The following is a 26,287-nucleotide window of genomic DNA, read 5'->3' as shown; positions in this document are numbered from 1 at the left end:
TATGAAAATGTACTTCTATCGCGGTGAGGCTCCCAATTTCGGCGATGAACTGAATGAATGGCTGCTGCCGAAAGTTTTTGATAACTTCTTTGACGACGATGATGATGTCATTTTTCTTGGGATTGGTTCGATCCTGTTTGACTACCATCCTAAAAAGAAAAGAAAAGTAGTTTTTGGCTCCGGTTTCGGTGGCTATACGTCTGTACCCAATATCGACGATAACTGGAAGGTCTACGGCGTTCGCGGCCCCAGAACCGCCGCCGCCTGCGGTCTTGGTCCTGAGTATGTGGCGGGCGACGGAGCTATTCTGATCAACCGCCATCGTCCCCGGCCGGTCGAAACGCCGATTGCAGTGTCGTTCATGCCGCATTTTCAAAGCATTTTCAGGGGCCATTGGGAAACGGCCTGCCGCTTGGCGGGGATACATTTCATCGATCCGCGGCAGCCGGTAAGTCAGGTGCTTGATGAGATTCAGGCAAGCCGGCTCTTGATATCGGAAGCCATGCATGGAGCAATCGTCGCGGATGCATTAAGAGTGCCTTGGATACCCATGCTGCCATTTGACAAACGGCATGTCATGAAATGGTCGGATTGGGCCGAATCGCTCGACATTAATCTGGTACATCGTATCGGACTGCCGTCTTCGCTAGGGGAAGCGTGGCTAGCATGCACTGGGCGCGATCCGCAGAGACTGCGAAAAATAAAGGGTTTTATGAAGTTCGGCATGAACAGTGCCGATACTGCGTTCACCGCAGCGGCGGCGCTTTCGCTACGGCGTCTTTCGATGCTTGAGCCGTCGCTGAGTTCAGATACTTCGATGCAACGAGTATTGAACCGTCTCGAGGATGATGCGGGGAAAATCCGATTGGATTTCGCCCGATAGGACTCGCAGATGCCTTGCATCTGAAAGTGGCGAAATTGAGAATCTTATCGTTGATGCGGCAATTCATAACTCACGCATCGCTTGACTGGACCTGCACGTGAAGATTTTTTTGTTATCAGACCGCGGATTGCCTTCGAGGCCGGACGAGATCGTGTTTGAATATCTTGGTGCGAGTCGATCCACAGCGGCAATCCATGGTGCGTTCTGGTCGGCACTCACTACGCTAATACCGACCGTTCTCAACGGGCTGGTCTTTATCGTCACGTCCCGCTATTTGCTGCCGCGCGATTTCGGCATCGTGGCACTAGCTTTCAGCATCGTGAGTTTCGCTGCCGGAGTTGGACCTACGGCCTTTGGCGAAGCGCTGATTCAGCAGAAAACAATCCGGCAAAGCCATGTCGATTCGGTCTTCTGGCTCACGTTCTTATCTTCAGTTGTTCTTTATGGAATATTGTTCTTCGTATCCTCGATGATCGCACGGACGGTGGGCCAGGAGTCGCTGGTCAACATCCTTCTGATCGTTGCGTTGAAAATTTTCTTCGACATGATGGCCGTCGTACCCAACGCACTGATCGGCCGAACGATGTCTTTTCATTTAGCCGCTGTCCGTGTGGCGATCGCGACATTCTTCTCGTCCATCGTTTGCCTATCTTTAGTCGTAGCTGGGTTCGGACTATGGGCACTAGCGATCGCGCAGATAGCGGGGTCTGCCGCTGCGTGTGTAGCAGCTTTTTGGGGAGCGAAATGGCTCCCGGGTTTCAGGATCAAGGTCAGTAGTCTGCGGGAACTCTCTCATTATGGAATTTACGCGTCCGGAAACCGTTTTCTTCAAACGATGAATCTGGACCAATTGATCATCGGAACGTTGATAAGCCCGACCGGGCTCGGTATCTACAATTTCGCCCGGCGTCTTTTCCAGATGATTAGCGATATCGTTGCGGGCGGGTTCACATCGGTCACGCATGTGCTTCTTTCGTCTCTACAGCACGATCAGGAGAAGGTTCGAGACGCGTTTTTGATGGCGACTTTCGGTTGCTCACTCGTCTCCTTCCCCGCCTTCATGGGGCTGGCCGCGGTGGCCAACGACGCCATACCATTGATTTTCGGATCGCATTGGGTATCCGCTGTCTGGCCGGTGCGATTTTTCTGTGTCATCGGCCTGATGAGCGGTATCGGCGTAATCCAGGCGTCACTTATTACAAGTCAGGGAAAATCCGACTGGTGGTTTTGCTATCAGCTTTTCCGGAATGTCGTGACCATTGCGACAATATTCCTGCTATACAAGCGCGGTGTTGCGATGATCGCATTTGCGTTGATGGTACAGGTACTGATTTTGTGGCCGGTTACCTTGTGGATGGTGTCGCGGCTGATTGCGCTAAGTGTTCTGAATTACCTGCGTCACTTTCTGCGCCCTGGACTGGCTTACCTGGGACTGCTCGCGGCGGTCCTCGCATCTTCCGCGATGTTACGCGATTGGTCGCCGGTCTGGCGCCTTGTTGCGGAAATTGCGGTGGGGGCGATTATCTACAGTGGTCTGATTGTCGCGTTATGCAGAAATCAAGTTCTATTTTTTGTGCGAACTATTTTGAAGCGCCGCGAGCCGCGAGCTACCTAGATAGCCGTCATGTCACACAGACGGCAACGTTTCCAATGTCATGCAGGAATCCATATGGCACTTGTCACATTCGTTATTCCCGTACGGCATCAGGCCAATGCTAATGATTGGGGTGCACTGAAAACGCGGCTTTCTCAAACCGTTGCTTCGATCGCCGCCCAGTCGAACGACAATTGGCGCGGGGTGATTGTTGCCAATGAGGGTGCTGACCTGCCTGAGCTTCCGCCGCGGTTTTCGGTCGAACGCGTCAGCTTTGCTCCTAATCAGCTTCATGACATCGATAACGCGGATAGCGAAGCGGTGTATGAGTCGTTTCGACTCGACAAAGGTCGTCGCGTTCTCAAAGGTATGCTCGCTGCGCGGGAAGCCCGTTTTTTTATGATCGTCGATGACGATGATTTCGTCAGCTCAAAAATTGTCGAGCATGTTTCCAGGCATTCGCAGGCGAATGGCTGGAAAATTGATCGCGGGTATCTTTGGAGTGAGGGTGGAAAGCTGATGCTTCAACATGACGATTTTTCCAATTATTGCGGTACGTCGCTCATTATCAGGGCAACTCATTACGGCCTTCCTGAGCAGTTTTCAGATGCTGGCGACGACTATGTCAAGTCGATGCTGGGGAGTCATGTGCGCATCGGTGCGATCTTGGCCGACCGCGGTGTGCCCTTGGAGAAGCTACCATTTCGAGGTGCCGTATATCGCGTGGGACATAGCGGCGCACACAGCAAATCGCCGCCACTATGGAGAGTTTTGTTTAGACGGAGTTTATTGCTGCGCCCGGGTAGGTTTCTTTCCGAATTAAAGCGCTTCCGTTGTCTTTCCAAAGAACTGCGTCAGGAGTTCTTTGGAAGACAGTCGAGCGCGAGCTAGGCATGGGGAATGTGCATTGATTGGAAGGGTAGTTGTAGCGCTTCAAGTATGGTGCGTTGTTCTCGCTTCGATTGGAATTATCTCGCGAGAACGCGCGCTCCTGAATACAAGTATTGCGTACACTACACTAACTTGTTGCGTCGACCCTATCGGCGCAGTTGCGCGAAAACCATTGGCCGACTAATTAAGCCCTCCGCTCCGCCTCAAACCGATCCAACTCCCCCAGCAACCGTTCAATCTGAAACGTTTGCAACTCGGTCAGAGGGAATTCATCCTGTATGCGTTGTAGTCGTTTTCGCCAATAGGCTGGTGGCAGCACAGGTTCACCACGAAAGGCGCGCAACGACGGCGCCATCACTCGCGCTACGTGCGCGATGTCTTCATCCATTGTCATGCAAGAACCCCGGAAGACCTCGTTGTTTAGTTTTGGCCTTGTTCTATGCGCGCGCCTGGTCGGAAACGAGTTGGTCTTAAGTGTGCAAGCGGCGACGTCCATGTTAAGAAATCGCAATCGTTCGGTCAAGCTCTCCTACGATCATTCGTTCGAGAAATGCGTCGAATGTCCCTTGATTTGAGGGCTATTTCGATTACGGATGAATTTCAAGAGGTACATGCCGTGCCTCAAATATGGAGGCTTTTACTCGCGGTTTCGCTTCGGCGTGACACAGTCAAACGGCAAAAGTTAGTGCCTCCAAACCTCAAGAAGCAGGCAAGCTGCTGAAATCAGACACAGAGCCCAACTCCACCACAACCTAAAGCGCATTCCCGCGCGGCGGAATCGTATCCGCTTGCGCCGGCCCACCCACCACCAACTCCGCCTCCGAATAGCTAATCCTCACCGGCGGCACAAACCACGCAAGACACAACCCAATCAACGCCGCCGCGCCCGCCACCAGGATGCCGATATGAATCGACTGCACGAGCGCATCCCGCGCAGAATTCATCATCGCATCGCCCGCATGCCCGGCGCTCACCAGACGATTGATCAACGCCGCCTGCTCCGCGCGATCCACCAGCAGTTCGGGACTCGCAAACGATTTGAACCACTGCGTCGCCTGATACGAAGCAAGCGAGCGATGCACCCCCTGCGTATAGAGATGCCCAAGCAACGCACCGGTCATCACCGTGCCCAGCATCCCACCGAAAGTACGCAACGATTGCAGCAACGCCGTTGCCGCGCCGAGTTGGTCACGCGCGACAATCTGCTGCGAACAGACTGTCAAACTGGTCGCCACCAGACCGAGCCCGAGACCGCTGATGCCCATGCACGACATCCACACCAGATGCGGCTCGGTACCTCTGAGTACGATTACGCCCAGACATGCCAACGCGGACAGCGCGAAACCGACATACATAATGCCGTTCGCGCGACGGATCCGTGTGACGATACGATTGTTCACCACGCTGCCGACCGTCGTGCCGAGCAGCAGCGGCGTGATCAGCATGCCGGAGTCGTGTGCGGACATCGCATAGCCGCCCTGAAACAGCAGTGGCACATAAAACACCAGCGAGAACAGGGCGAAACCGCCAAGCACCGACATCGCGAAGAGCGCCGACAGCTTACGGTCCATCAGCATATCCACCGGAATGATCGGATACTTCATCCTCCGCTCCCATAGCCACAGCGTCATTGCAAAACTCACAGCAACAACGGCCAGCACGATCGTTATCGTGTCGACGCCGTACCTTGGAAACAGTTCGATCAGCAATTGCAATGAACCGAACGTGACTGCGACCACGAACGCGCCGAGCCAGTCGAGTCGCACGGGGCCTTTGTGTCGCAGATGACGTAGGGGTGGCAAAAACCGCAGCACGAACAGCAGCGACACGAGGCCAACCGGCACGTTAACGAAAAACACTAGCCGCCAGCCGCCGTATTGTGTGAGCATGCCTCCAAGCGTCGGCCCGACCATATTCGCAACCCCGAAGGCAGAGGTGACGAACACTAGCCAGCGCAGCCGTAGTTTCGGATTGGGGAACAGATCGGCAACGGTGGCGAACACCGTGCCGATCAGAATGCCGCCGCCTATCCCCTGCAAACCGCGCGAAATCACCAGCAACAGCATGCTGGTAGCGAACCCGCACAATACCGACGCGCCGGTGAACAACAGAATCGCGGCGACCAGAAACGGCTTGCGGCCGAACAGATCACCTAGCCGCCCAAAGATCGGAATGGTGATCACTGAAGCCAGCATGTACGCAGTCGCGACCCATGCGTACAGATCGAAGCCCTTCAGATCGGCGACGATGCGCGGCAGCGCCGTGCCGACAATGGTTTGATCGAGCGCCACCAGCATCGAGACGAATGCAACGCCAAGCATCGCCAGCAGCGACTCGCGAAACGGCAGCAGTTGTCCGGTGGGTAGGGGCGTGTCGAGGTCGGGCGTCATGACGGTCTTGCTTGCGCACTTATTTTCGCGTGGCCTGATGCGCACCCAATGCCGCGCCGAGGTCCTCGTCCGTCGCTGCGGGGAAGATGCTCATGGTCAGCAAATCGCCCCATTCGAGCGCCAGCGCCGACAGTCCGCGCGAATCGTCCGCCTCGACGACTGCAAAGCCATGCAATCCGCCGATCGCATGCCAGCGTCCCAGCAATTTGACACCTTCAGGCGCCCGGCCGCCGGTTTTCATGAAGCGCTCGATGACGGAGTTTTCCGCGGTCGGCAGGCCATTCCATTGCACGATGAATTTCATTGCGTGTCTCCAATATGGTTTGGCGATGCCGGCTCGTGGCAGGTCGTGATCGCCGTTCGCGCTGTGCGACGCTTTCGCATGCCTCGCGCCCCCAACGCTTCTGAGCCAGGATGCTGTCCGGATAGCGCTTGCTATTGGCGAACGGCATAAAACCACGTGGCATCCTAAGCATCATAGGTGAGTGCACGATCGCTAACGTCGCCGCGTGCGGACATTCACCAGGTTAATCGAACAAATTCATCCGTCGCAGGAATAGCTTGGCAGTCACGCTCGTTTCCAATTGCGGACCTCTCGTGCGTCCTATAAGAAGGACCTTTTAATGCGGCTGGCGAAGATGTCGGTATCGATCTGTTTCGAAGCGGGCCATGCAGTGTGCTGGCAGCACCGGCACACGTGCGAGTGGCGCGCCGAACGAACGCCGATGCATCAAACGCAAACGGCACGCGCGTCAGGCGCGTGCCGTTGCTGCGAGTGTCTGATTGGAGGCCTAGCTACGCGACAAATTGCGCGGTATCGCACCAGCGGACACATCGACAATGGCCTGGTGCGCTGCGGGAAAACCCGGCGGATAGTCGACGACGCGTGTGGATCTAGGCACCACCTGCACGGCGATGCTCGCACGTGCACCAATGCGTGCGCCGCCAACAATGGCGGCCATCGCCTGGCGGTCGAGTTCGACGCTGTCAGTCAGGTCTTTGATAGCGAGCTTTGCCATGGTGGCTCCAGGGAAGCGATCGAGCTGGCGGCTGGTGCGATTGGCCAGCCGTCGCTCGGGACTGTCTTTAAGTGTGCTGAGGTCTCGTCGCACTATCAGTATAGGAAATCTGCTTGCAGCTCGCCTGCCCGATATGAGCAGGCAGCAGTAGGGAAGCCCCCGGTCCTTCGCTACTGCATGCCGTTAAACGTTGGCGTAATTGGCGGCCCACAGCGACGGGCTGACATTCAGATGCAACGGCACGAAACCGGCGCCGATCACGCCGATGTTGTTGAGAGCGGCAACATTGACGGTTTGAATCTGGCTGAGATTCTGGTTCACCGAGACGTTGACATTGGCGATGCCGCTAAGGCCGGCAATCGAGGGCAGGCCGGGCACGCTGCTGCCGGTGCCGCCGGCCACCGCCGACATTGCCCGGCGGTCGAGCTCGCGGGTGCGGGATAGATCGCGAATCATGAGGGATGACATGGTGATTCTCCAAAGGTGCGCGGAAGACGGGCGTGATCGGAGCGAAGCGGAAATTGCCGAGGGCCTCTCCGCTTCGCCGAATCAGGCGTCAGACGTGGATGTTGTTGCTCGACGTGACGCAGGGGTTGATCGACGAAGTGAGGCCGGCAGCGAACGCGACGTTGTTGCCGTTGGCGTTCTGGATGTTCATTTCGTTGCTGATCAACTGCGTAGCGCTAACCTGCTTGCTGTTGTTCGGCGCGAAGACCGGGCTGATGTTGGTGTACGACGTGCTGGGGTAGCCAAAGCCGAAGCCGAGGCCACCACGTACGGCGCGCATGGCCTTGCTGTCGAGTTGTTCGGTGACGGACAGGTCTTTGATCATCAGCGTGTTCATGGTAAATCTCCTGGAAGGGAACATCACAGTGTTGCGGTTGGGTTCGAGCATCTTGTCTGCTCGAGTGTCACTAACGCATGGGCTGTGCCAGTTTTACTCCCCTCTCCTAAGAAAGTTGACGAACGCCTGATGCACAAGGCTTTCACGTCATGTCGCCGCATCCAAGCGGCAACCAGCTCGCTAGAGGACGACTCGCGGCTGATGGCGCGTACCCAACAACGCAGCGGATTCTGTTGGATGTCGCAAGACACTCGCCGGCTGCGCACGCAGCGGGGCAATCCTGGTTTGCGAAAGACCGGGTCGGGAGCTAGTATCGAAGCGGCACATGTAACTGATTACGACAGGTTTTCTATCAGCCCGAAAGGCTCCGGTCGCATGCGATCCGGCCCAACGGCAGCGGGGGCGCTTCGCACAAATGGCTAGCCTTGCGCATGTGATTCGCGACTATCAGAGCGGCGAGCTGTCACGCGACGAGTTCGTGGCTCAGCTCGACAGCACGTTGACGACCGATGGACTCGATCGCACGCAGCTGCTGGAAATGCTCGGCGCAGCGCATCGCAAAGCCGCTCTCCCCGAGGATCTCTACGCCGAAGTGCGGCGGCGCATCGAACAGCTGCGCGTCTCGAACGTGGCGGCGGGCGGCGACGAAACTGGCATGCGGACCACCGTCGAGATACCGTCTGTACGCTCTGCCAGTGCGGCCAACGCCGCAAGCTCGACAGGCGCACCGAGCGCAGCTGGTGCGCCGGGACATGATCAGATCAAGGGTACCGGCGACACGCTGAATAACCGCTTCGTCCTCGAGGAATGTCTGGGCGTCGGTGGGATGGGCACAGTGTATAAGGCGCTCGATTTGCGCAAGCTCGAGGCGTCGGATCGCAAACCGTATCTCGCGATCAAGGTGCTCAACGTTCAGTTCCGCGGCAATCCGAATTCGCTCGTCGCGCTGCAACGTGAGGCGCGCAAGGCGCAGGTGCTCGCGCACCGCAACATCATCACGGTGTACGACTTCGACCGGGACGGACCGATCGTCTACCTGACGATGGAGTACCTGACCGGCAAGCCGCTGAGCCAACTATTGCGCACGCCGGGCTATAAGGGCATGCCGGTTCGCGCCGCGCTGCCGATTGTGCGCGGCATGTGCAATGCGCTCGCCTATGCGCATGAGCACGGCTTCGTCCATTGCGATTTCAAACCCGCCAACGTCTTTCTCACGACGAATGCCGAAGTGAAGGTCATCGACTTCGGCATTGCCCGCGTGTTCCAGCGGCCGGAGGAGGAGAGCGACGCAACCGTCTTCGATCCCGGCAGTCTCGGTGCGTTGACGCCCGCGTATGCGAGTCCGGAGATGATCGAGCATCGCGAGCCAGACCCACGCGACGACATCTACGCGCTCGGCTGCATCACCTACGAACTGTTGACGGGCCACCATCCGTTCGACCGATTGTCGGCGACGCAGGCTCGCAATTCGGACTTCAAGCCGCAGCGTCCGCCCAATCTCGATGCGAAGCAGTGGCGCGCGTTGCGGGCCGCGCTGTCGTTCGATAGAAACACGCGCATGCCGAGTGTCGTGCGCTTCATTGCGGAGTTCGATAACGAAGCGCGCGCGGAGAAGTCAGGGACGTTGGTCAAGGCGGGATTCGCGGGTTTCGCGGTGGTGTGTGCCGCGGCTGTCGGTGTGTTTGCTTTCCGCTCGGCGCCGGATCGTCACGATGACCAGCAGCCGGCCGCGGCGGTTTCGGAGGCGTCTGCGGATCAAACGGCTTCGGCGGCGACGAATGCGTCTGAGTCATCCGCAACTGCCGGATCAGTCGCCGGAGGCACCGCAAAGTCGGCCGCGGGCTCATCTGCCGGCTCATCTGCCGTGATAACCACAGCGCCGACGGCCGCTGCGTCTGCGGCACCACCGCCAGTGCAGCCTCCTGCGCCGCCCGCGCCCAAACCCGCTTTGACCTTAGCGGCCGTCACACCGGTTTTGGCGCAAGTGCCGTGCTCGGCGCTGTCTGCATCGACACAAGACCATTCGTTGACGGTGCGCGGCTACGTCTCGCAACACTACGGCGCAGCGCATCTGAAGGACACGCTGACAGCGTTGCCGGGCGTCGATACGCTCGCGCTCCAGGTCGAGCCAATCGCCGACGACAAATGCGACACCATCAAAGCGCTCGCACCCTACTGGACCCGCAACTGGCAAGCGGGCCACGTTGCGTCGCTGCATGTGCGGCCGCCCGGTGGCCTGTTGAGCGAAGGCGATCCGCTGGTGGTGGACGTCACTACGCCCGCTTACGATTCGTACGTGAACCTCGATTACTACCAGCTCGACGGTAGCGTCGTGCACATGGTGCCGAGTCCGCGTGCGAAGGACAATCAGGCGCCCCCGCACTATGCAGCCACGATCGGCAGCGCGGGTGACTGGATCATTTCGAAGCCGTTTGGATCGGAGATGGTGGTGCTGTTGATTACGCCGACGCAGCTATTCGACAAGCCGCGGCCAGAAAGCGAATCACGTGCGGATTATCTGCGCGCCCTGGAGACGCGACTCGCGCAGATCGCCGGCAAGTACGGTCAGGATCATATCGTCGCGGACTTCGCGCCGATCACGACGAAGCCGCGTACGCCTTAGGTAATGCGTTAGGATCGCCCACAAGCTTTACTTAAGATCCTTCACCACCCTGAAACCATCCTGCGACTGGCGCACACTCGCGCTGTATTTGAAGCGTGTCGCGCTCAGCATGTAGCCCCCGCCTTCACGCCACGAACCGCCGCGAATCACCCGCATGTCGCAGGTGGGGCTGTCCCATGCATGGCCGTCGGCGGGCGCACCCTGGTAGGAGTTGTGCCAGCAATCGGCGACCCACTCCCAAACGCTGCCGTTCATGTCATACAGGCCCACCGGATTCGGCGCGAACGAACCAGCGGCTTCGGGTCCTTCCTTATGCCACGGATCGCCGCAGTCCTTGCAATTGGCGTTGCCCTTGCGCATCTGATCACCCCACCAGTACGCCGTCGTGGTGCCGCCGCGGTCCGCGTATTCCCATTCGGCCTCCGAGGGCAAGCGGTACGGTTTGCCGGTCGTTTTGCTCAACCACTTCACGTACTGTTGTGCGTCCTCCCAACTGAGATCGCGTGCCGGCGCAGCTTTGTTTGTATTGCTCTCGGGCGTCAGCTTCTGACAGGCGTTTGCTGCGACGCACGCATTCCATTGCTCGACGGTCACTTCGTATTTGCCGATCGCGAACGGCGCGCCGATGGTCACGTGATGGACGGGTTTTTCGGAGGGGTCGTCGGTGCTGCTGCCCATCGAAAACGAGCCCGCAGGCAAGGCGATCATGATCGGGCAGGTGGCGCAGTCACGGCTTTCGCCGGCGCTTGGCGGATGCGTCGCGGGCTTTTGTGCCGCTGCTTGCGCGGCAGGTGCCGCGGGTGGGGAGGTCGTTGCAGGTGGCGTAGTTGGCGTCGGCGTGGCGGCGTGCGGGTGGTCTTGCGGCGCGGCGCTGGCCGGTGCGGCAGGCCGCGCGGCTTGTGGCGATGGTGCAGCCGGCGCTGCAGCAGACGGCGCGCTCGCCGCTCCAGCAGCGCGTAGCCGGTCGATACGCGCGTGGGCGAGCGCAGCGAAGCGGCCGTTCGGATAGGCCTTCAAATAGGCCTCGTAATCGCTCGGGTAGTTACTGTCCTTGATGGAGTTCCAGAAGGTGATCTCGTACTGCTCGCTGCTGTCCTTCGGCAGAATGCCTCTACTGTGCAGTGCGACAATGGCGTCGTCGCTGGCAGTGGAGAGGGGCGCTGCACTAGTGCCGCGAGATATCGCCGCTAGTGCAGCGCTCGCGTTGTTGGCAAGCGAAGAGGCGATCCACGGTGTTTGTTCGCCGCTGGTAGCCTCGCTGACTCTCGCCGCGATACGTTGAAACAAGCCCGCAGGTTCTTGTGACGAAGAAGCCTCGTTTAACTCGCGCAGCAATGCGCCCGTATAGACGCCGTGCCGCATGCCGTCTGCTGCAAAGCCGCCCGGTGTTGTTGCGTAGGCAACCAGAGTATTGACGGGCAACGAGGCTGTATCGACCGACGCGTCGGAGGAGAACGGGTTGTTCAGGCAAGTATCGAGAATCACGAAATTGAGCGCGTCGGAACGCGGTGCGCGCATAGCCTGCAATACGGTATTCAAATCGACGCCTTCGCTAACCAGTCGTGCCGGCGCGCGCGCGTCGAGACCGGCGGGCACGAGCAGCGTCTGCCGTCCGATTTGCATGCCGTGGCCCGCGAAATAGAACAGTCCAATTCCGCCATCATGCAGACGTTGGCGGAATTCGCCTATGGCTTGCTGCATTTGCTGCGGCGTCGCATCGATGCGTACGATTACGTCGAAGCCGTGCGCACGCAGCGTGTCGCGCATGGCTTCAGCGTCGCGCGGCGCATTGCCACGAAGCGGGTCTGCATGATCGCCGTACGCGCCGTTGCCGATCACCAAGGCGATACGTGCCGCTTGCGGATTGTTCTGTTGCGGTGTGAGCGGCGCGCTGGATGTAGTCGCCGTACGCATAGCGGCAGCGTCGTGCTCTGTGCCGTCACGCTGCGCCGCGGCATAAACACTGCTCCCGTACGCCTGAGTCGCCCCGACCATGCACACCAGCAGGAATGTTCGCCACATATTCGTATCCTGTTTGTTCCGGACAGAACATAGAGTTCCGATGACCGCGACGCCCGCATCAGGCTTTGGCGCGAATAGATCGCAGCATCGATGCCGTGATCGACTCTCCATCGACAACCTATGAACAACGATAGCACGCGGTTTGCGCGTGACAATGGTCCGCGCATCGTTAGTGCGTTATACGGTTAACGAGTATGGCGTATCTTTTTGGCAAGTTACGTCCTAAGCTAATTCACAAAGTAGCGCTGTACGGCCGTTTTAATAGAGCGGCTGCTCATCGACGTCGACATCGACCCGTCACGTGAACCCACGTGCAACTACGCGAGCGCCCGCGACATTCAGTCGGAGCCTCCGGCCTGCGCTTCGCGCAGCCTGAGCGGAGACGACTATTCTTCGGGAGAGTGCGCAATGCGAAGAACCCTCACACCTGGCGTGCTCGACATATGTCGTGGAACGAAGGCGAGCCTTTTAACGCTCTGCACGGCTTCGTGCGCCGCCTTGTCCCTCATGCTTGGTATCGCGTTCACGTCCGAGTCCGCGCGCGCTGAACAAACACCTTCGCCGCCGGGCGCTGAGGAGTACATCATCTGGCCGTCGGACGGCACCGTGATTCACGGCGGCAAGCTGTGGGTGCGCATGGGGCTGCGCAACATGGGTGTGTGCCCGAAGGGTGTGGCGGTTCCGAACACCGGGCATCACCATCTGCTGATCGATACGGATCTGCCGGCGCTTGACCAGGAAATTCCATCGGACCGCAATCACCTGCATTTCGGCGCAGGTGAGACGGACGCGCGCATCGAATTGCCGCCGGGCAAGCACACCTTGCAGCTCATTCTCGGCGACCAGAACCACGTGCCGCATGTGCCGCCCGTGTACTCGAAGAAGATCACCATCACCGTGCTAAAAGACTAGCGCGTCCCGTTCATTCAAAGCGGGTCCGTCAGGACGGAGAGACCAACATGTACAAGATCATCGCGCTCGCGGCGTTCGTGGCACTTGCGACATTGGTGTCACTGGCCTCGCCGAATCTCGCCACGGCCGGCACGACGCCGTCGCCGGCCGGCGCGCATGCCTATATCGGCTATCCGAACGATGGCCAGGTGGTGCAGGCCAACAAACCGTTTCGGGTGTGGTTCGGCTTGCGCTATATGGGCGTGGCGCCAAAAGGCGTCAAGTATCCGAACACCGGGCACCACCATCTGCTGATCGACACGGACCTGCCGCCGATGGACCAGGAAATTCCATCGGACCGCAACCATCTGCATTTCGGCGCGGGCGAAACAGAAACGATGATTCAACTCCCGCCCGGCAAGCATACGTTGCAACTGCTGATGGGTGACGACATGCATATACCGCACAACCCGCCGGTGTACTCGAAGAAGATCACCGTGATTGCGCGCTGACACGGCGCTTCGCTTCAGTGTCACGTCACAGCCAACACAGTTGCGGGCGTTGTTGGTTGTGATCCACCAGCATCAACCAGCCACATCCCCACCGTTGCACTGCCACTAGCGGCATACCATCCCCGAAACCCTTTATCTACGGCCATTCGAAAAATTTCTTAGGATCGGAAAGCAAAACTGGCACAGCCCATGCATTAGTGACACTCGAGCAGACAAGATGCTCGAACCCAACCGCAACACTGTGCTTTTCCCTTCCAGGAGATTTACCATGAACACGCTGATGATCAAAGACCTGTCCATCACCGCTCAACTCGACAGCAAGGCCATGAGCGCCGTGCGTGGCGGCTTCGGCTACGGCTATCCGTCGTCGTCGTTCTTCAACTACTCGCCCGTGTATGCGCCGAACAACAGCAAGAGCGTCAGCGCCACGCAGTTGATCAGCAACGAAATGAACATCCAGAACGCCAACGGCAACAACGCAGCGTTCGTCGCCGGTGTCACCACCACGATCGACCCGCACGTGACCTCGAGCAACAACATCAACGTGTATTGAACGGCGCAGGCCGCCGCGGAGGCTCTCAGGCCTCCGCGGGACGCGCAAGCTCGGGCAACCCTAGCGCGTCAAAAAGAATTCGCATCCAATCGTTCTTTCCACACGACCCCAGCGTCACCGCTCGATCCCCGCGCCGACCTTCTTGCACTGCTTCAATGGTGAAGCCGGGCAGGACATGCTTTACTTAAATAGCGCGTTCTTCTCGTGCAGCGTAGCGGGTGTCATCGGAGACAATCGTGTCAGCGTTGCTTGATTCAATGCTTCGTCAGCGCTTTTTCAACGCCACAGCGCGGTGCCGTCCCGGCCGCCGGCCGGCGAGTGCGAGCCACATGGCCACGGCGCTGCGCGGACTCTGCGCCGCGACAGTCTGCGCACTGTCGCTGAGTGCGTGTGTCGATGTCAGCATGCCCGACTACAAGCGGCCGGATACGCCCGCCAAGGCCTCGTGGTCCGATCAGAAAGGCTCGCCGGTATCGGCGGCCGCGACCATCGAGCCGGACTGGTGGAAAGGCTTCCACGATCCGTATCTGGACACGCTGATCGCTAAGGCGATCGCGAACAACTTCGATATCAAGGTGCTGGCCGCACGTATCGACGTGGCCTCCACGCAAATCGGCGAAGCCAAAGCCGGCGCATTGCCGACCATGGATCTCGGCGCCGGCGCCGATTTCGAAAAGAGTACCGGTCAGACGTTTGCCAAGCAGTACAACGTCGCGACGCAGGTGAACTGGGACATCGATATCTGGGGCAAAGTGGAGAAGGGCGTGCAGGCGCAAAAGGCCGAGTTCCACGCCAGCGAAGCGGATTGGCGCGCCGGTTATCTGGAACTGGTGGCGAACGTCTCGAGTACCTACTTTCAGATCCTGCAATTCGACGACCAGATCGACCAGCAGCAACAAACGCTGGTCACGAACCGGCAGATTCTCACGATCTACGACGGCCAACGCCGCAACGGTCTCGTGCCGCAGACTCAGGTATTGCGCCAACAGGCCGAGATCAACCGTCTAACCAATCAGTTACTCGAACTGCGCCGCTCGCGCGCTGTCGCGAACAACGCGTTGTGCACGCTGCTTGGCGTGCCGGCGGGCGAGTTCCAGTTGCCTAAAGGACATTTGCAGCAACGCGTACAACTGCCCGCGGTGCCGGACGGCTTGCCTGCGCAACTCCTTGCGCGCCGGCCTGACGTGGTGGCGGCCGAGTTCAGAGTGCTGGAAGCCTACGATCTGGTCGGCCAGGCCAAGCTCGCGCAATTGCCCACCATCAGTCTCACTGGCCACGGCGGCACGGCGAGTTTCGCGCTGACCGATTTGCTGAAGTCGTTCACCTACGGATTCATGCCCAGCATCAACATTCCGCTGCTCGATCCCGGCGTGCGGGCTCACGTGAAGGTCACGAAAGCGCAATCGACGGTTGCTGAACAACAGTACCGCGTGGCCGTCATGGGCGCGTTCGAGGAAGTGGAGAACGCGCTGGTCAATCTGAATTCGCACAAGGAACAGCGGGTGGAATTGCAGCAGCAGGTATCGCGTTTACAGATCGTCGCCGATCAGATTCAGTCGCAATTGCGCCTCGGCGTGGTGTCGCAGCTGGAAGTCTTCGAAACTGAACGGACCTTGCTGGAAGCGCAGCAGGACCTGCTCGCTAACCACCAGCTGATTCTGTCCGACACGGTGTTGCTTTATAAGGCGCTGGGCGGCGGTTGGCCGAGCGTGGATGTGCAAGCGGAAGTAAAGGAACACTGAGCTAATCCGAGGCATGACGCGTGGCGTGGCGCAATTCGGCTGCATATGACGCATGAATGGCCTTTTCAACCGACGATCAGAAAATTGACACTTGCCATGCGTGACTTAAAATTTGTAAGGAGACCGGTTTTGCCCGGCTCACTAAAAACATTCGAAATTCGCCGTAGTTCTTCTTTCCGTTCCCGTTGCGCTCTCGCCGCAGCGGGTAAACGATTAGTGATCCAGATAAAATGACCGCCGGCGAAGCCCCGATTGCTGAGATGCGCGCGACACAGGACACCGCGTTCGACGTGGTGCTGTCGCCGGTTGCGTCCGCGCAGCGTCCCGCACTCGACGCAATCCGGATCGTCGACAACCTGTTCGCGATCGGCCGCAGCGAAGCACCATTCTCCGAGTATCCCGCCGAACGCATTACCCGCCTGTCGCGCCGCCATGCGCGGGTTTTCACGGAGCACGGCGCCGTTTATGTCGCCGATCTCGGCAGCAAGAACGGCACGACGCTCAACGGTAATGCGGTGCGGCAAGCCCCCGCGCGGCTGCGTGCCGGCGACGAATTGTGCTTCGGCGGCGAGCTTTGCTATCGCGTGAGTATCGAACCGCGCGCGCGGATCGTCGTTGCGCGTACGGCGCCCGCACCCGGCCTGCTGCTGGTGCCGCAGCGCGACGACCTCGAGCTTCAGCCGATCGACGTGCAGGCGTTCCCCTTTCTCATCAGCAAGGCGGACGAGGTTTTCTCGCGCTACAAGGATCGCTATCCGCATCAGGTCAACTACATCTCACGGCGTCATGCCCACATCTTTCTGAAGGGCGGTGAGCTCTACCTCGAAGATCTAGGCAGCACCAACGGCACATTCGTCGGCGGAAAACGGCTCGACGAAACCGCGGTGCCGCTTGTGGAGGGGGACCTCCTTGCATTTGGCGGCGACCACTTCGTCTACAGGGTGACGCTGCAGAAACCCCCTGAAGTCGAGCCGACCGTGACCCAGCTATTCCTCAATCCCGCTGCCGACGAGGCTGTCGATGCCGACAAGACCACGTTCGTCGGCGCCGCACATTCGTTCCTCGATATCTTTTGCGTGGACCCGGGGCTACAACGCGAAGACGAAGTCAACGAAGCGGCGCAGGCCGCATCTGCGCACGCGAAGCGCGACACGCTGACAGGCGGTCCGAACGGTACGAGTGGCACGAACGGCACGAACGGCACAAACAGAGCGAACGGCACGCATGACAAGCAAAGCGCAAACGGCGCTCATGGCACGAACGCAGCAAAGAGCCGGCCGCAGCGTTGGCGTCTGCTCGCGGGAGAACTCAGCAAGGCCTTTGCGGGCGGCGATCACACCATGTCGCGTCGCGCGGTGTGGTGGAGTGGCGCGGCCTTCGTCATTCTGGTGGCCATTGCGCTGACGCTCTACTTGCGCGGCTCGTCGGAGCGCGAATTGCGAAACCTGCTGGCGAGCGGCGACTACACCAGCGCGGTGACGGCGGCAAACGGCTATCTGGAGAAGCACCCCGCCGACGCGAAAGTGAGCGCGCTGGCGAGCGAGGCGCTACTGAAGGCGAAGCTCCCCGACTGGCTGAATACGCTGCAAAAAGCGCAGTTCGACCAGTCCGATACGCTGCTCAAGGAGATGAGAGCGTTGAGTGCAAACAATGCGGACGCCACTTCTCTGGTCGGCGAATTGCAATGGGTGGGCGACCTGGAGCGCTTCGTGGCGGGACGCGGCGGAGTGGACGCACCCATCCGCATGTACGCCGATGAGGCGACCATCAGCGGTCTGCTGCAACGCTGGGACGACGACGCCAGGAGCCATCAGCGGGCACTCGACCGCATCGCCTCGTATGTGCCGATTTTTGCGGAGCCGTACGCGCGGGCGCTGAGCCATCTGCGCAAACTGGAAAGCGATGACTCGGTCTATCTCGCCGCCATCGATCGCCTGAACGGCACCATTCGTACTGAACTCGGGCGCGACAAACCCGACGCGCTGCCTGCCGTGCTCGACGATTACGCGCAGCGCTATCCGCGCCTCGCCGGCCTCGATCGTGTACGGGAAGATTTGCGCCACTACACCGATGTGCTGAACGCGGCGCTCAGCCGTCAATTGACGCCATTGCTCGCCTTGCTGAAGACGGTGCGTTTCAACACGCCGCCGTTTCAGGCGCAGTTTCAGCAGTTGTCGGCAAGCCGTTTGCCGTCCACGGATGTTATCCAGCGTCATAACGAGGCGAGCGCTGCCTGGCAGCGCGGCGACACCCAGCAGGCGCTGGCGGATTTGCAGGCCATGCCTGCAGGGCCGTGGTCCGACGTGATCGCCACAGAACTGGCGCACAAGAAAGCGCAGCTTGACCAGTTCGCCGACTTGCAGAAGACCCGCGGCGGCAGGGATTATGACGAGCGCCTGCTGTCGTTCTACGCCAGTCTCGATCCGGTGGCGGACGTGTGGTTCGTGCAATCGATCCAGAAAGACGTCGCCGCGCTGCACGACAAAGCGCTGGCGCGCGCCCAGGATTTGATGCTACGTGCGCAGAGCCTGTGGAAACAATATCGGGCGAGCGGCCCCATCGGCGGCACGCAGCGGCTGGAAGCGGGAATTTCGCCCGGCTTTCGCAGCGAGGCGCGTTTGCTTTCCGATGCACAGTCCTCCGCGCAACAAGGCATGCGCATCTATACGCAACTGAAGGCGGATCATCCCGCCGACTTCGACCGCCTGCTCACGGATATCCAGGCCGAAGCGGATTTGCAGCGCCGCTCGCTGACCGAGTTGCGCATGGTGCTGGACCCCGGACTCCTGAAGGCGAAGCTGGCGTTGATCGGAGGCGAGCAGAGTGAAGCGCGACAATCACCCTAGACCGTTGTCGGAGGCGCTGGAGGATCACAGCGTCGAAGGCATCGCGATTCTGACCGCCGAGCCGGTGCGGCTTGCGCGCGCGCTAATCTGGGCGATGGTCGCGCTGGTGCTGGCCGGCTTGCTGTGGTCGTTCGTGGGACGCGCGGATGTGATCGTCAGCGCGCAAGGCACGCTCTCGCCGGAATCCGAGGTGCGCCGCATCTATGCGCCGATCGATGGCGAGCTCGCCGATCTGTACATCGCCGAGGGTCAGCCGGTATCGAAGGGCGACGTGCTGGCGCGGCTGAATGCCCGCGGCGCGATCGAGGCAGCGAGTAACGCGCTGCAGGCGCAGCTCAAACTCGAAGACGCCGAGCGCGACTGGAAGCAGTTCCCCGAGAAGAAGGCGCTAATGGAGCGCAAGGCGGCTGCGCTGAAGGCGCAGATGGAAGTGGAAGCGCGCCTGCACGAAAATCGCGTCTCCGAGGGCACAACCAAGCTCGCCGAAGGTCAGAAGGCCGAACTCGACGAAGCGCGCAGCGTGCTCGACAATGCGCGCCGCACGCGTGAGGCGGCGCGTCAGGAGCTGGATCGTTACTCGCGGCTGTTCGCGCAGCCGGGTGGCGGCGGCATCGCCGAGTTGCAGGTTGAGCAGAAGCGAACCGCCGCGATGGAAGCGGATAACGCCTACCGCGTCGCACAATCGAAACTCGCGGAACTGGATTTCCGCCTGAGCCATGAATACGCGCAGGCCAATGCGCAACTCGAAACCAGCGGGCAGCAGACCACCGACCTGCAGCTCCAGTACGACTCGGCGGTCCGCGACATCACCGACGCCGAAGACAAACTGCGTCTGCAACTTCAGACCGCGCGCCTCGTATCCGAAGCCGCCGCGCGGATCCGTTTCGAGAACATCGACAAAGACAACTTCCTGCTGATCCTCGCGCCGGTCTCCGGCGTCATCACCGACGTGACCTCCACGCAGCGCGGCGACAAGATCCAGGCGAACGCGCCGCTGGGCGGCATCGCTCCAAAAGATGCGAAACCCGTGCTGAAGATCGAAATCGCCGAACACGATCGTGCTTTTCTGCACGAGGGCCAGCCGGTGAAGCTGAAATTCAACGCGTTCCCGTATCAGCGCTACGGGCTGATCAACGGCACGCTTGCCTATATTTCGCCGGCCACCAAGCCGTCCTTGCAGGACAAGCAGCCGGTGTACGAAGGCCGCGTCACGCTAGACAAGAACTACTACCAGATCGCGGACACCCGCTATCCGCTGCGCTACGGCATGACGGCGAGCGCGGAGATCGTGGTGCGCGAACGGCGCCTGATCGATCTGGGGCTCGATCCATTCAGACAGGTGGCGGGATGAGCGCGCCGAACACACGTCAATTAAAGGAGCGGATGACATGACCGCGATAGTGCGAATCGATGACGAAGTCGTGGACGTTTCCGAGTTCATTCGTCTTCTGAAACTGACCGGCCAGTTCGATAGCCTGATCGAGCAGATCGTGCGCGACAAGCTCACGGTGCATGCGGCCAGGAAGCAGGGCATCACCGTTAGCGCCGACGACATCCAGCAGCGCGCCGATCAGTTCCGCCGCGTGCGCGGCTTGCATCGCGCGACGGATATGAATCAGTACCTCGATGCGCTCGGCGTGAGTCTCGACGAGTTCGAGGCCTTCATTACCGACGGTCTGTATCAGGAGAAGATGCTTGAGGTGGTCGGCAACGAGGCGGCGATCAAGGACTACTTCGCACTGAATTCGCCGAAGTTCGACGCGATCGAGGTGAGCCATATCGTGCTCGACAGCGAAGGCAAGGCGAAGGAAATGATTTCGTATCTGCACGACGATCCCGACAGTTTCGCCGACATGGCGCGCGAGCATTCGATTGCGGATACGCGCGAAGCCGGCGGCGTGATCGGCAAAGTGTTGCGCGGATCGTTGAAGCCGGACATCGAGGCGAAGATTTTCAACGCGGCGGTGGGTGATCTGCTTGGACCGTTTCCGTCGGCGGATCGCTCGTGCTTCGAGATTTTCGCCGTGACGGCGAAATATCCGGCGGTGCTCGATGCGGATGTCGCCTCTGAAGTGAGACGTCTGCTGCGCGAGAGCTGGCTGATTGCCCGCTCGCAGGAACATGTGATCGAAGCACGCTAGCCGAACCGAGGTCCGCAAGCCCATGGATGCACCCCAGACCACGCCCTCCGCCGCCGAGTTTCTCACCTCGGTGGAAATTCTCTCGCCGTTTTCGCGCGACGAGATCGATCGTCTTGCCGAATATGCGCAGGCACGCTTCTATTCGTTCGGCGAAACGGTGTGCTCGGCGGGTGAGACGGCTGACGGTCTTTACGTGGTTCGCTCGGGCTCGGTACGTATCTTCACCGAGGAGCACGGCAAGGAAACCAGCATGGGCGTGCGCAAAACCGGCGAGATTTTCGCCGACATTGCGATGTTGCGCGCGTACGTGCATGAGGCGTCGGTACGGGCGTCCGCGAAAACCGAACTGCTGTTCATTCCCCGCGCCGCGATCGAACCGGTGATCACCGGCAATCAGGCCGCGTTGGCATTTGTCGCGAGCTATGTGGCGATCAATTCGGCCGGCGGTTTCGTCGCGCAGTTGTTCGATCTGCGCGGCAAGCTCAACAAGGCGGAACTCGAAGAATATGTGCGCAGCGTCGGCGTGAAGCGGGTGGCCGAGGGCAAGGAAATTCTCAAGCAGGATGGGCGCGATGACCGGCGGCTCTATGTGGTGCGGCAAGGCGGCGTGCGCATCGTCCGTCATGAGGAAGGCCACGACTACACGCTTGCAACCTTGGGCGAAGGCGAAATCTTCGGTGAAAAAGCGTGTTTGATGCGGCAGGAGCAAATGGCGTCGGTGGTAGCAACGACCGATACGCGGCTGCTGGTGATACCGGAGCGCACCGTCCATTTCATTCTGGAGCGCAATCCGAAGCTGCGCGAAGTCCTGGATGAGCGGATTCGTTACGGTGACCGTGAATTGCAACGGCAAAAGCGCCTCGAGCAGCGGCGCAAGTTGCCCTTGATGCTCGACCTGCAGACTAAACCCGAATTCGGCGAAAAGGTCATCAAGCGCTTTGCGCTGGTCGAACAGGCCGAAGAAATGGACTGTGGCGCCGCGTGCCTCGCCATGGTCTGCCGCCACTACAGCATCCCGATGACGCTCGGCAAACTGCGCGAACTCGCCAATGTCACGACACAAGGCGCGACGCTCGACAGTCTCGCGCGCGCCGGCGAGTCTCTCGGCTTCACCGCACGCGGCGTGCAATGCACGTTCGATTCATTGCGCGGTTTCGACCTGCCCTTCATCGTGCATTGGGAGGGCTACCACTATGTAGTGGTGTACGGACTCTCGAAGGACTACGTGTGGGTCGCCGACCCGGCACTCGGCTTCCGGAAAATGACGGTTGAGGATTTCGAACGCGGCTGGAGCGGCACGTGTCTGCTCTTTACCGGTGGACCGAATCTCATGCAGATGTCGGCCGCGCGTTCGCCGTGGATACGCTTTGTCGGCTACCTCAGGCCGTACAAGAAGATTCTCGGTCACCTGTTTCTCGCCACGTTCGTGATTCAGGTACTCGGCGTGATTCCGCCGCTGATCATCCAGAACATTCTCGACGGCGTGATCGTGCATCAGAACGTCAGCCTGTTGCATCTGCTGATCGGGGGCCTGATTATCGCCAATGTGTTTTCGCAATTGATGTCGACGATTCGCGCATATCTGGCGAATTTCATGGTGCGCAACATGGACTTCGCGATGATGTCGCAGTTCTTCAAGCACACCATGTCGCTGCCGTTTTCGTTTTTCGCCAAGCGGAAGACCGGCGATATCTTCGCGCGCTTCCAGGAGAACCAGACGATCCGCGCCTTCCTCACCGAATCCACGGTGACCACCGCGTTGAATCTGCTGATGGTGTTCATCTACTTCACGATCATGTTCGTCTACAACGTGAAGATGACACTGGTACTGATCGCGTTCGTGATACCCATCATGGCGTTGACTGCGCTCGCCACGCCGAAGATAAAGAATTATGCGCGCGAGGTGTTCACGGCCTCGACCGAGTCGAAGTCATTTCTGATGGAAGCGCTCGCCGGTGTCGAGACCATCAAGGGCATGGGCATCGAACGGCCGGTGCGCTTGCGCTGGGAGAAGAAGTATGCGAAGGCGCTCGAAGTGCAATACCGGGCGCACGCCTTCAACATTCTCATCGGGCTTGGCAGCCAGTTGCTGAACGCGGCGACAACGATCGCTATCCTTTGGGTCGGCGCGAATCTGGTGCTGGCGCGCGAAATGACCATCGGTCAGTTGATTGCGTTCAATGCGTTCATGGGCAGCGTGTTGGGTCCGCTGATGGGCCTGGTCGGCTTATGGAGCATGTTGAACGACGCGGGCGTGGCGATGGAACGCCTCGGCGACGTGCTCGATATCGAGCCGGAACAGAAGCCGCAGGATTTGCCTTCGCGCGTGATGCTGCCGGAGCTGCAAGGCGAAATCAGTTTTAGCGGCGTCTACTTCCGCTACGGCGAGGACGACTCGGCGTATGTACTGGAAAATATCAGCTTCGACATCAAGCCCGGCGAACTGGTGGCGATTGTGGGCCGCAGCGGTTCCGGCAAGACAACCCTCGCCAAGCTGCTGGTCGGCTTCTACGCGCCGACCGAGGGTAAGATGACCATCGACGGCTACGACCTCGGTGTGGTCGATAAAGCCTACTACCGCGCGCAGATCGGCTACGTGATGCAGAGCAATCTGCTGTTTTCCGGCACGATTGCCGAGAACATTGCCAGCGGCGACGATGCGCCCGAACGGCGCCGTATCGAGGAAGTCGCGAAGATGGCCGACGCGCACGCGTTCATCAGCAAGATGCCACTCGGCTACGAGCAGGTTGTTGGCGAACGTGGCATTGGCCTATCCGGTGGGCAGATCCAGCGGCTCTGTATTGCGCGGGCGCTGTATCACGATCCTCGTCTGCTGGTTTTCGACGAGGCGACTTCAGCATTGGACTCGCAATCGGAAAGCAATATCCTCGGCAATATGCACGACATTCTGAAGGGCCGAACGGCGGTGATCATTGCACACCGGCTCAGCACCATCATGCGTGCAGACAAGATTCTGGTGCTGTATGAAGGGGCGATTGTCGAACAGGGCCGTCACGATGAACTGATCCAGCGCGGCGGTATGTATTACCAGCTGGTCCAGAAACAGTTGAGTGCGTGATGAAGATACTCGACCAGGTAGAAGAGGTCAGCCCGGCGATTTCATACGCGGGTTTGATCGAGCGCATCGAGATATTGCGCTCGACGCTGCGGTGGTCGTCCCGGCTCGAGCGCGCCGACATCGACAAGCTGCTCCGGCAGGCCACCTCGTTGCGCGACGAGGTCATGCAGCTCTCGCACAAGGAGCGCTTTGTGCAGGCCGCAACGGCCGCTGAGCCTGCTGCGTCAGCGGATCAATCGCGTGGTGCGCGTAGAAAGGCGTTGATCGAGCGCAGTTTCATTTTCGAAGGGACATTCGGCGACAATCCGCGTTTGCTCGAATCGCTTGAAATCGCCGAGAAGGCGGCGCCAACCGATTTACCGGTATTGATCGACGGAGAAAGCGGCACCGGTAAGGAGCTGATGGCCAAGGTGATTCACGCGAATGGTTCGCGCTCGGACAAGCCGTTTATCTCCGTGAATTGCGGCGCGATTCCGGACAATCTGCTGGAGTCGGAATTGTTCGGCCATCGCAAAGGCGCGTTCACGGGCGCTTCGAATGACCGCAAGGGAAAATTCGAAAGCGCACATACCGGCACGATCTTTCTCGACGAAATCGGCGAGTTGCCCCTGGCCGGCCAGGTGAAGCTGTTGCGGGTGCTGGAAGCACACGAAATTCAACGCGTGGGCTCCGATGAAACGATTGCTGTCGATACACGCATTGTTGCGGCGACTAATCGCAATCTGCGGCAACTCAGCGAAGAGGGCAAGTTTCGCGAGGACCTGTTCTACCGTCTCAGCGTGATTCATGTCACGTTGCCGCCGCTGCGCGAGCGACGCGATGAGATACCGCTGCTGATTGCCTGGTTCGGCGATGAAGCCGCCGGAACGCTAAAACGCAGGCCCGTCAGATTGACGCCGCGTCTGCGGGACTTTCTGCTGAACTATGCGTACCCGGGCAATATTCGTGAACTGCGCAACGTGATGTATCGCGTGTCGTGCCTGGCCGGCGATATGGCGGATGTCGATCATCTGCCCGTGGATATGCGGCCAGCCGCGCCTGGATCAGCCGCGGCAGCGTCGAATGTAGCCACTGCGACGGGACAGGAGCCAATCAGCGTGGCGAATCTGATGTCGCTGAGCGACGCGAAGCGCGCCGCGAGCGATGATGCGGAAAAAGCCTTCCTTGAGCGCGGCCTGCGCGAAGTGAGCGGCACCGTTGCGGAACTGGCGCGGCGCATCGATATGAACCGCTCACATCTGCAAATGCTCCTGAAGAAGCATGGCCTGCATTCGAAAGATTTTCGCAATCGCAATGCGCCATCGACGGGCAGAAATGGCGCTGACGAGCACGACGAAGAAGACAGCGATAGTTGAGGCTTGCCGCGTTCGTACTGCAATCAACCCTTTTTGGCCTCCGCCAGCCACTGGTCGAGACCGATGCGCCCGATCCGCGCGTCGCCGAGCGGCACGAGCGATTGTTCCTCGACACGGCCGCCGTAGTACGGCGCATCGCGATCCGTCACCACTGGGCGTGCGTCACCTACCGATTTCAGATAACGGGTAACGATCTCCGCGAAGGGCGCGCGGTCTGGCCCGGCGATATCGACCGTGCCGTTCAGTGGGGCTGCGAGCGCGACCTGCGCGAGGCTCGCCGCGACATCGTCGGCGGCGATCGGCTGAAACAGGCCGTCGCTGATGCGCACCGCGCCGTCGACCGTGCCGTAATCCGCGATCCCGCCGATGAACTCCATGAACTGAGTCGCGCGCACGATCGTGTACGGCACGCCCGCTGCTTCGATCACCTCTTCCTGCGCGACCTTGGCAACGAAATACGCGTTCTCCGGTGTGCGATCACAGCCGACGATTGATAGCGCGACGTGATGGCGCACGCCTGCGGCTACTTCGGCTTTGCCGAGGTTACGCGCCGAGGTGCGGAAAAAATCGAGCACCGCCTGCGGCTCCCAGGACGGCGCGTTCGTCACATCCACGACGACGTCCGCGCCCACGAGCGCGTTGCTCAGGCCTTCACCCGTAACGGCGTTCACGCCGGTGCGCGGCGACGCGGCAAGCGCCTCATGACCCGCGTTATTGAGCAGCGTGACGAGACGCGATCCGATCAGGCCGGAACCACCGATTACGACGATTATCATGGCAGATTCTCCAGATGAGAGTAAATGGACGCGGGTGGCGGCGGGCGGGCGTTGTATTGCGTGAAAGTGTTCGCCGCGTTCGCATCGCGTGAGGCTATTGTGGAAGAATCATGCTCTATCGAAAAG

20 protein-coding genes are annotated in these 26,287 nt (G+C 59.8%); 13 read left to right on the top strand and 7 right to left on the bottom strand.

The genetic code is table 11. From position 1 onward, the window contains the following. Window position 1 precedes the first annotated feature (1 nt). The 3 genes from M0D68_RS00915 to M0D68_RS00905 all read left to right on the top strand — a co-directional run bounded on the left by M0D68_RS00915 (window position 2) and on the right by M0D68_RS00905 (window position 3,368). Window positions 2–883, top strand: a complete 882-nt coding sequence (locus M0D68_RS00915; RefSeq protein ID WP_211700272.1) for a polysaccharide pyruvyl transferase family protein — start codon at window positions 2–4, stop codon at window positions 881–883. A 97-nt stretch (window positions 884–980) separates the two neighbouring features. Beyond that, a complete protein-coding gene (locus M0D68_RS00910) occupies window positions 981–2,498 on the top strand; it encodes a lipopolysaccharide biosynthesis protein (RefSeq protein WP_266223538.1) in 1,518 nt (505 codons plus the stop codon). A gap of 54 nt (window positions 2,499–2,552) precedes the next feature. Further along, on the top strand, window positions 2,553–3,368 hold the full coding sequence (locus M0D68_RS00905; protein WP_211700274.1) for a galactosyl transferase: 816 nt from the start codon (window positions 2,553–2,555) through the stop codon (window positions 3,366–3,368). Between the two features lie 752 nt (window positions 3,369–4,120). On the opposite strand, the gene M0D68_RS00900 is transcribed toward M0D68_RS00905, so the two are convergent. The 5 genes from M0D68_RS00900 to M0D68_RS00880 all read right to left on the bottom strand — a co-directional run bounded on the left by M0D68_RS00900 (window position 4,121) and on the right by M0D68_RS00880 (window position 7,621). Then, on the bottom strand, window positions 4,121–5,758 hold the full coding sequence (locus M0D68_RS00900) for an MFS transporter (RefSeq protein ID WP_266223537.1): 1,638 nt from the start codon (window positions 5,756–5,758) through the stop codon (window positions 4,121–4,123). 19 nt (window positions 5,759–5,777) lie between these two features. Beyond that, entirely contained in the window at window positions 5,778–6,062 is a 285-nt protein-coding gene (locus M0D68_RS00895; protein WP_211700276.1) for a DUF3303 domain-containing protein, read from the bottom strand. A 487-nt stretch (window positions 6,063–6,549) separates the two neighbouring features. Continuing rightward, a complete protein-coding gene (locus tag M0D68_RS00890) occupies window positions 6,550–6,777 on the bottom strand; it encodes a hypothetical protein (protein WP_211700277.1) in 228 nt (75 codons plus the stop codon). 183 nt (window positions 6,778–6,960) lie between these two features. Continuing rightward, the gene (locus tag M0D68_RS00885; RefSeq protein ID WP_093637715.1) at window positions 6,961–7,245 is read right to left on the bottom strand and encodes a hypothetical protein; all 285 of its coding nucleotides are present in this window, start codon (window positions 7,243–7,245) and stop codon (window positions 6,961–6,963) included. Window positions 7,246–7,333: 88 nt separating this feature from the next. After that, window positions 7,334–7,621: a hypothetical protein gene (locus M0D68_RS00880; protein WP_266223536.1), complete on the bottom strand. Its 288-nt coding sequence runs from the start codon at window positions 7,619–7,621 to the stop codon at window positions 7,334–7,336. 415 nt (window positions 7,622–8,036) lie between these two features. Between M0D68_RS00880 and M0D68_RS00875 the strand changes: the two genes are divergently transcribed. After that, window positions 8,037–10,244 carry a serine/threonine protein kinase gene (locus M0D68_RS00875; RefSeq protein WP_266223535.1) on the top strand — a complete coding sequence of 736 codons (2,208 nt, stop codon included), beginning with the start codon at window positions 8,037–8,039 and terminating at the stop codon, window positions 10,242–10,244. Between the two features lie 27 nt (window positions 10,245–10,271). Here the strand turns inward: M0D68_RS00875 and M0D68_RS00870 are convergent, their stop codons facing one another. Continuing rightward, window positions 10,272–12,266 (bottom strand): SUMF1/EgtB/PvdO family nonheme iron enzyme, encoded by a 1,995-nt coding sequence (locus M0D68_RS00870; RefSeq protein ID WP_266223534.1) that lies wholly within the window; start codon window positions 12,264–12,266, stop codon window positions 10,272–10,274. Between the two features lie 507 nt (window positions 12,267–12,773). On the opposite strand from M0D68_RS00870, the gene M0D68_RS00865 reads away from it, so the two are divergent. From M0D68_RS00865 to M0D68_RS00825, 9 genes are all read left to right on the top strand, one after another. Beyond that, window positions 12,774–13,178 carry a DUF4399 domain-containing protein gene (locus tag M0D68_RS00865; RefSeq protein WP_234487025.1) on the top strand — a complete coding sequence of 135 codons (405 nt, stop codon included), beginning with the start codon at window positions 12,774–12,776 and terminating at the stop codon, window positions 13,176–13,178. A 47-nt stretch (window positions 13,179–13,225) separates the two neighbouring features. Continuing rightward, the gene (locus M0D68_RS00860) at window positions 13,226–13,669 is read left to right on the top strand and encodes a DUF4399 domain-containing protein (protein ID WP_200621471.1); all 444 of its coding nucleotides are present in this window, start codon (window positions 13,226–13,228) and stop codon (window positions 13,667–13,669) included. A 268-nt stretch (window positions 13,670–13,937) separates the two neighbouring features. Continuing rightward, window positions 13,938–14,222 carry a hypothetical protein gene (locus M0D68_RS00855; protein ID WP_054035557.1) on the top strand — a complete coding sequence of 95 codons (285 nt, stop codon included), beginning with the start codon at window positions 13,938–13,940 and terminating at the stop codon, window positions 14,220–14,222. Between the two features lie 329 nt (window positions 14,223–14,551). Next, window positions 14,552–15,964: an efflux transporter outer membrane subunit gene (locus M0D68_RS00850; protein ID WP_200621474.1), complete on the top strand. Its 1,413-nt coding sequence runs from the start codon at window positions 14,552–14,554 to the stop codon at window positions 15,962–15,964. A 230-nt stretch (window positions 15,965–16,194) separates the two neighbouring features. After that, window positions 16,195–18,810 (top strand): FHA domain-containing protein, encoded by a 2,616-nt coding sequence (locus tag M0D68_RS00845; RefSeq protein WP_266223533.1) that lies wholly within the window; start codon window positions 16,195–16,197, stop codon window positions 18,808–18,810. Continuing rightward, entirely contained in the window at window positions 18,788–20,161 is a 1,374-nt protein-coding gene (locus M0D68_RS00840; RefSeq protein ID WP_200621469.1) for an HlyD family efflux transporter periplasmic adaptor subunit, read from the top strand. The genes M0D68_RS00845 and M0D68_RS00840 overlap by 23 nt, the downstream gene beginning before the upstream one ends. Before the next feature lie 37 nt (window positions 20,162–20,198). Continuing rightward, entirely contained in the window at window positions 20,199–20,951 is a 753-nt protein-coding gene (locus tag M0D68_RS00835; protein ID WP_093637686.1) for a peptidylprolyl isomerase, read from the top strand. A 22-nt stretch (window positions 20,952–20,973) separates the two neighbouring features. Further along, window positions 20,974–24,030, top strand: a complete 3,057-nt coding sequence (locus M0D68_RS00830; RefSeq protein ID WP_093637683.1) for a peptidase domain-containing ABC transporter — start codon at window positions 20,974–20,976, stop codon at window positions 24,028–24,030. Further along, a complete protein-coding gene (locus M0D68_RS00825) occupies window positions 24,027–25,385 on the top strand; it encodes a sigma-54-dependent Fis family transcriptional regulator (RefSeq protein ID WP_266223532.1) in 1,359 nt (452 codons plus the stop codon). The genes M0D68_RS00830 and M0D68_RS00825 overlap by 4 nt, the downstream gene beginning before the upstream one ends. Window positions 25,386–25,408: 23 nt before the next feature. Here the strand turns inward: M0D68_RS00825 and M0D68_RS00820 are convergent, their stop codons facing one another. Continuing rightward, window positions 25,409–26,161: an SDR family oxidoreductase gene (locus M0D68_RS00820; RefSeq protein ID WP_266223531.1), complete on the bottom strand. Its 753-nt coding sequence runs from the start codon at window positions 26,159–26,161 to the stop codon at window positions 25,409–25,411. Between the last annotated feature and the right edge of the window lie 126 nt (window positions 26,162–26,287).

This window comes from Paraburkholderia sp. SEWSISQ10-3 4 (genome assembly GCF_030464785.1).
Taxonomy (GTDB): domain Bacteria; phylum Pseudomonadota; class Gammaproteobacteria; order Burkholderiales; family Burkholderiaceae; genus Paraburkholderia; species Paraburkholderia aspalathi.
Note: the sequence above shows the minus strand (reverse complement) of the source record. Positions and strands in the feature narration are given on the sequence as shown.

What these genes read in the sequence shown, in the direction of transcription:
- M0D68_RS00915 (WP_211700272.1), top strand. Translation starts at nt 2, where the DNA reads ATGAAAATGTACTTCTATCGCGGTGAGGCTCCCAATTTCGGCGATGAA.
- M0D68_RS00905 (WP_211700274.1), top strand. Translation starts at nt 2,553, where the DNA reads ATGGCACTTGTCACATTCGTTATTCCCGTACGGCATCAGGCCAATGCT.
- M0D68_RS00900 (WP_266223537.1), bottom strand. Translation starts at nt 5,758, where the DNA reads ATGACGCCCGACCTCGACACGCCCCTACCCACCGGACAACTGCTGCCG.
- M0D68_RS00895 (WP_211700276.1), bottom strand. Translation starts at nt 6,062, where the DNA reads ATGAAATTCATCGTGCAATGGAATGGCCTGCCGACCGCGGAAAACTCC.
- M0D68_RS00890 (WP_211700277.1), bottom strand. Translation starts at nt 6,777, where the DNA reads ATGGCAAAGCTCGCTATCAAAGACCTGACTGACAGCGTCGAACTCGAC.
- M0D68_RS00885 (WP_093637715.1), bottom strand. Translation starts at nt 7,245, where the DNA reads ATGTCATCCCTCATGATTCGCGATCTATCCCGCACCCGCGAGCTCGAC.
- M0D68_RS00880 (WP_266223536.1), bottom strand. Translation starts at nt 7,621, where the DNA reads ATGAACACGCTGATGATCAAAGACCTGTCCGTCACCGAACAACTCGAC.
- M0D68_RS00875 (WP_266223535.1), top strand. Translation starts at nt 8,037, where the DNA reads ATGGCTAGCCTTGCGCATGTGATTCGCGACTATCAGAGCGGCGAGCTG.
- M0D68_RS00870 (WP_266223534.1), bottom strand. Translation starts at nt 12,266, where the DNA reads ATGTGGCGAACATTCCTGCTGGTGTGCATGGTCGGGGCGACTCAGGCG.
- M0D68_RS00865 (WP_234487025.1), top strand. Translation starts at nt 12,774, where the DNA reads ATGCTTGGTATCGCGTTCACGTCCGAGTCCGCGCGCGCTGAACAAACA.
- M0D68_RS00860 (WP_200621471.1), top strand. Translation starts at nt 13,226, where the DNA reads ATGTACAAGATCATCGCGCTCGCGGCGTTCGTGGCACTTGCGACATTG.
- M0D68_RS00855 (WP_054035557.1), top strand. Translation starts at nt 13,938, where the DNA reads ATGAACACGCTGATGATCAAAGACCTGTCCATCACCGCTCAACTCGAC.
- M0D68_RS00850 (WP_200621474.1), top strand. Translation starts at nt 14,552, where the DNA reads ATGGCCACGGCGCTGCGCGGACTCTGCGCCGCGACAGTCTGCGCACTG.
- M0D68_RS00845 (WP_266223533.1), top strand. Translation starts at nt 16,195, where the DNA reads ATGACCGCCGGCGAAGCCCCGATTGCTGAGATGCGCGCGACACAGGAC.
- M0D68_RS00835 (WP_093637686.1), top strand. Translation starts at nt 20,199, where the DNA reads ATGACCGCGATAGTGCGAATCGATGACGAAGTCGTGGACGTTTCCGAG.
- M0D68_RS00830 (WP_093637683.1), top strand. Translation starts at nt 20,974, where the DNA reads ATGGATGCACCCCAGACCACGCCCTCCGCCGCCGAGTTTCTCACCTCG.
- M0D68_RS00820 (WP_266223531.1), bottom strand. Translation starts at nt 26,161, where the DNA reads ATGATAATCGTCGTAATCGGTGGTTCCGGCCTGATCGGATCGCGTCTC.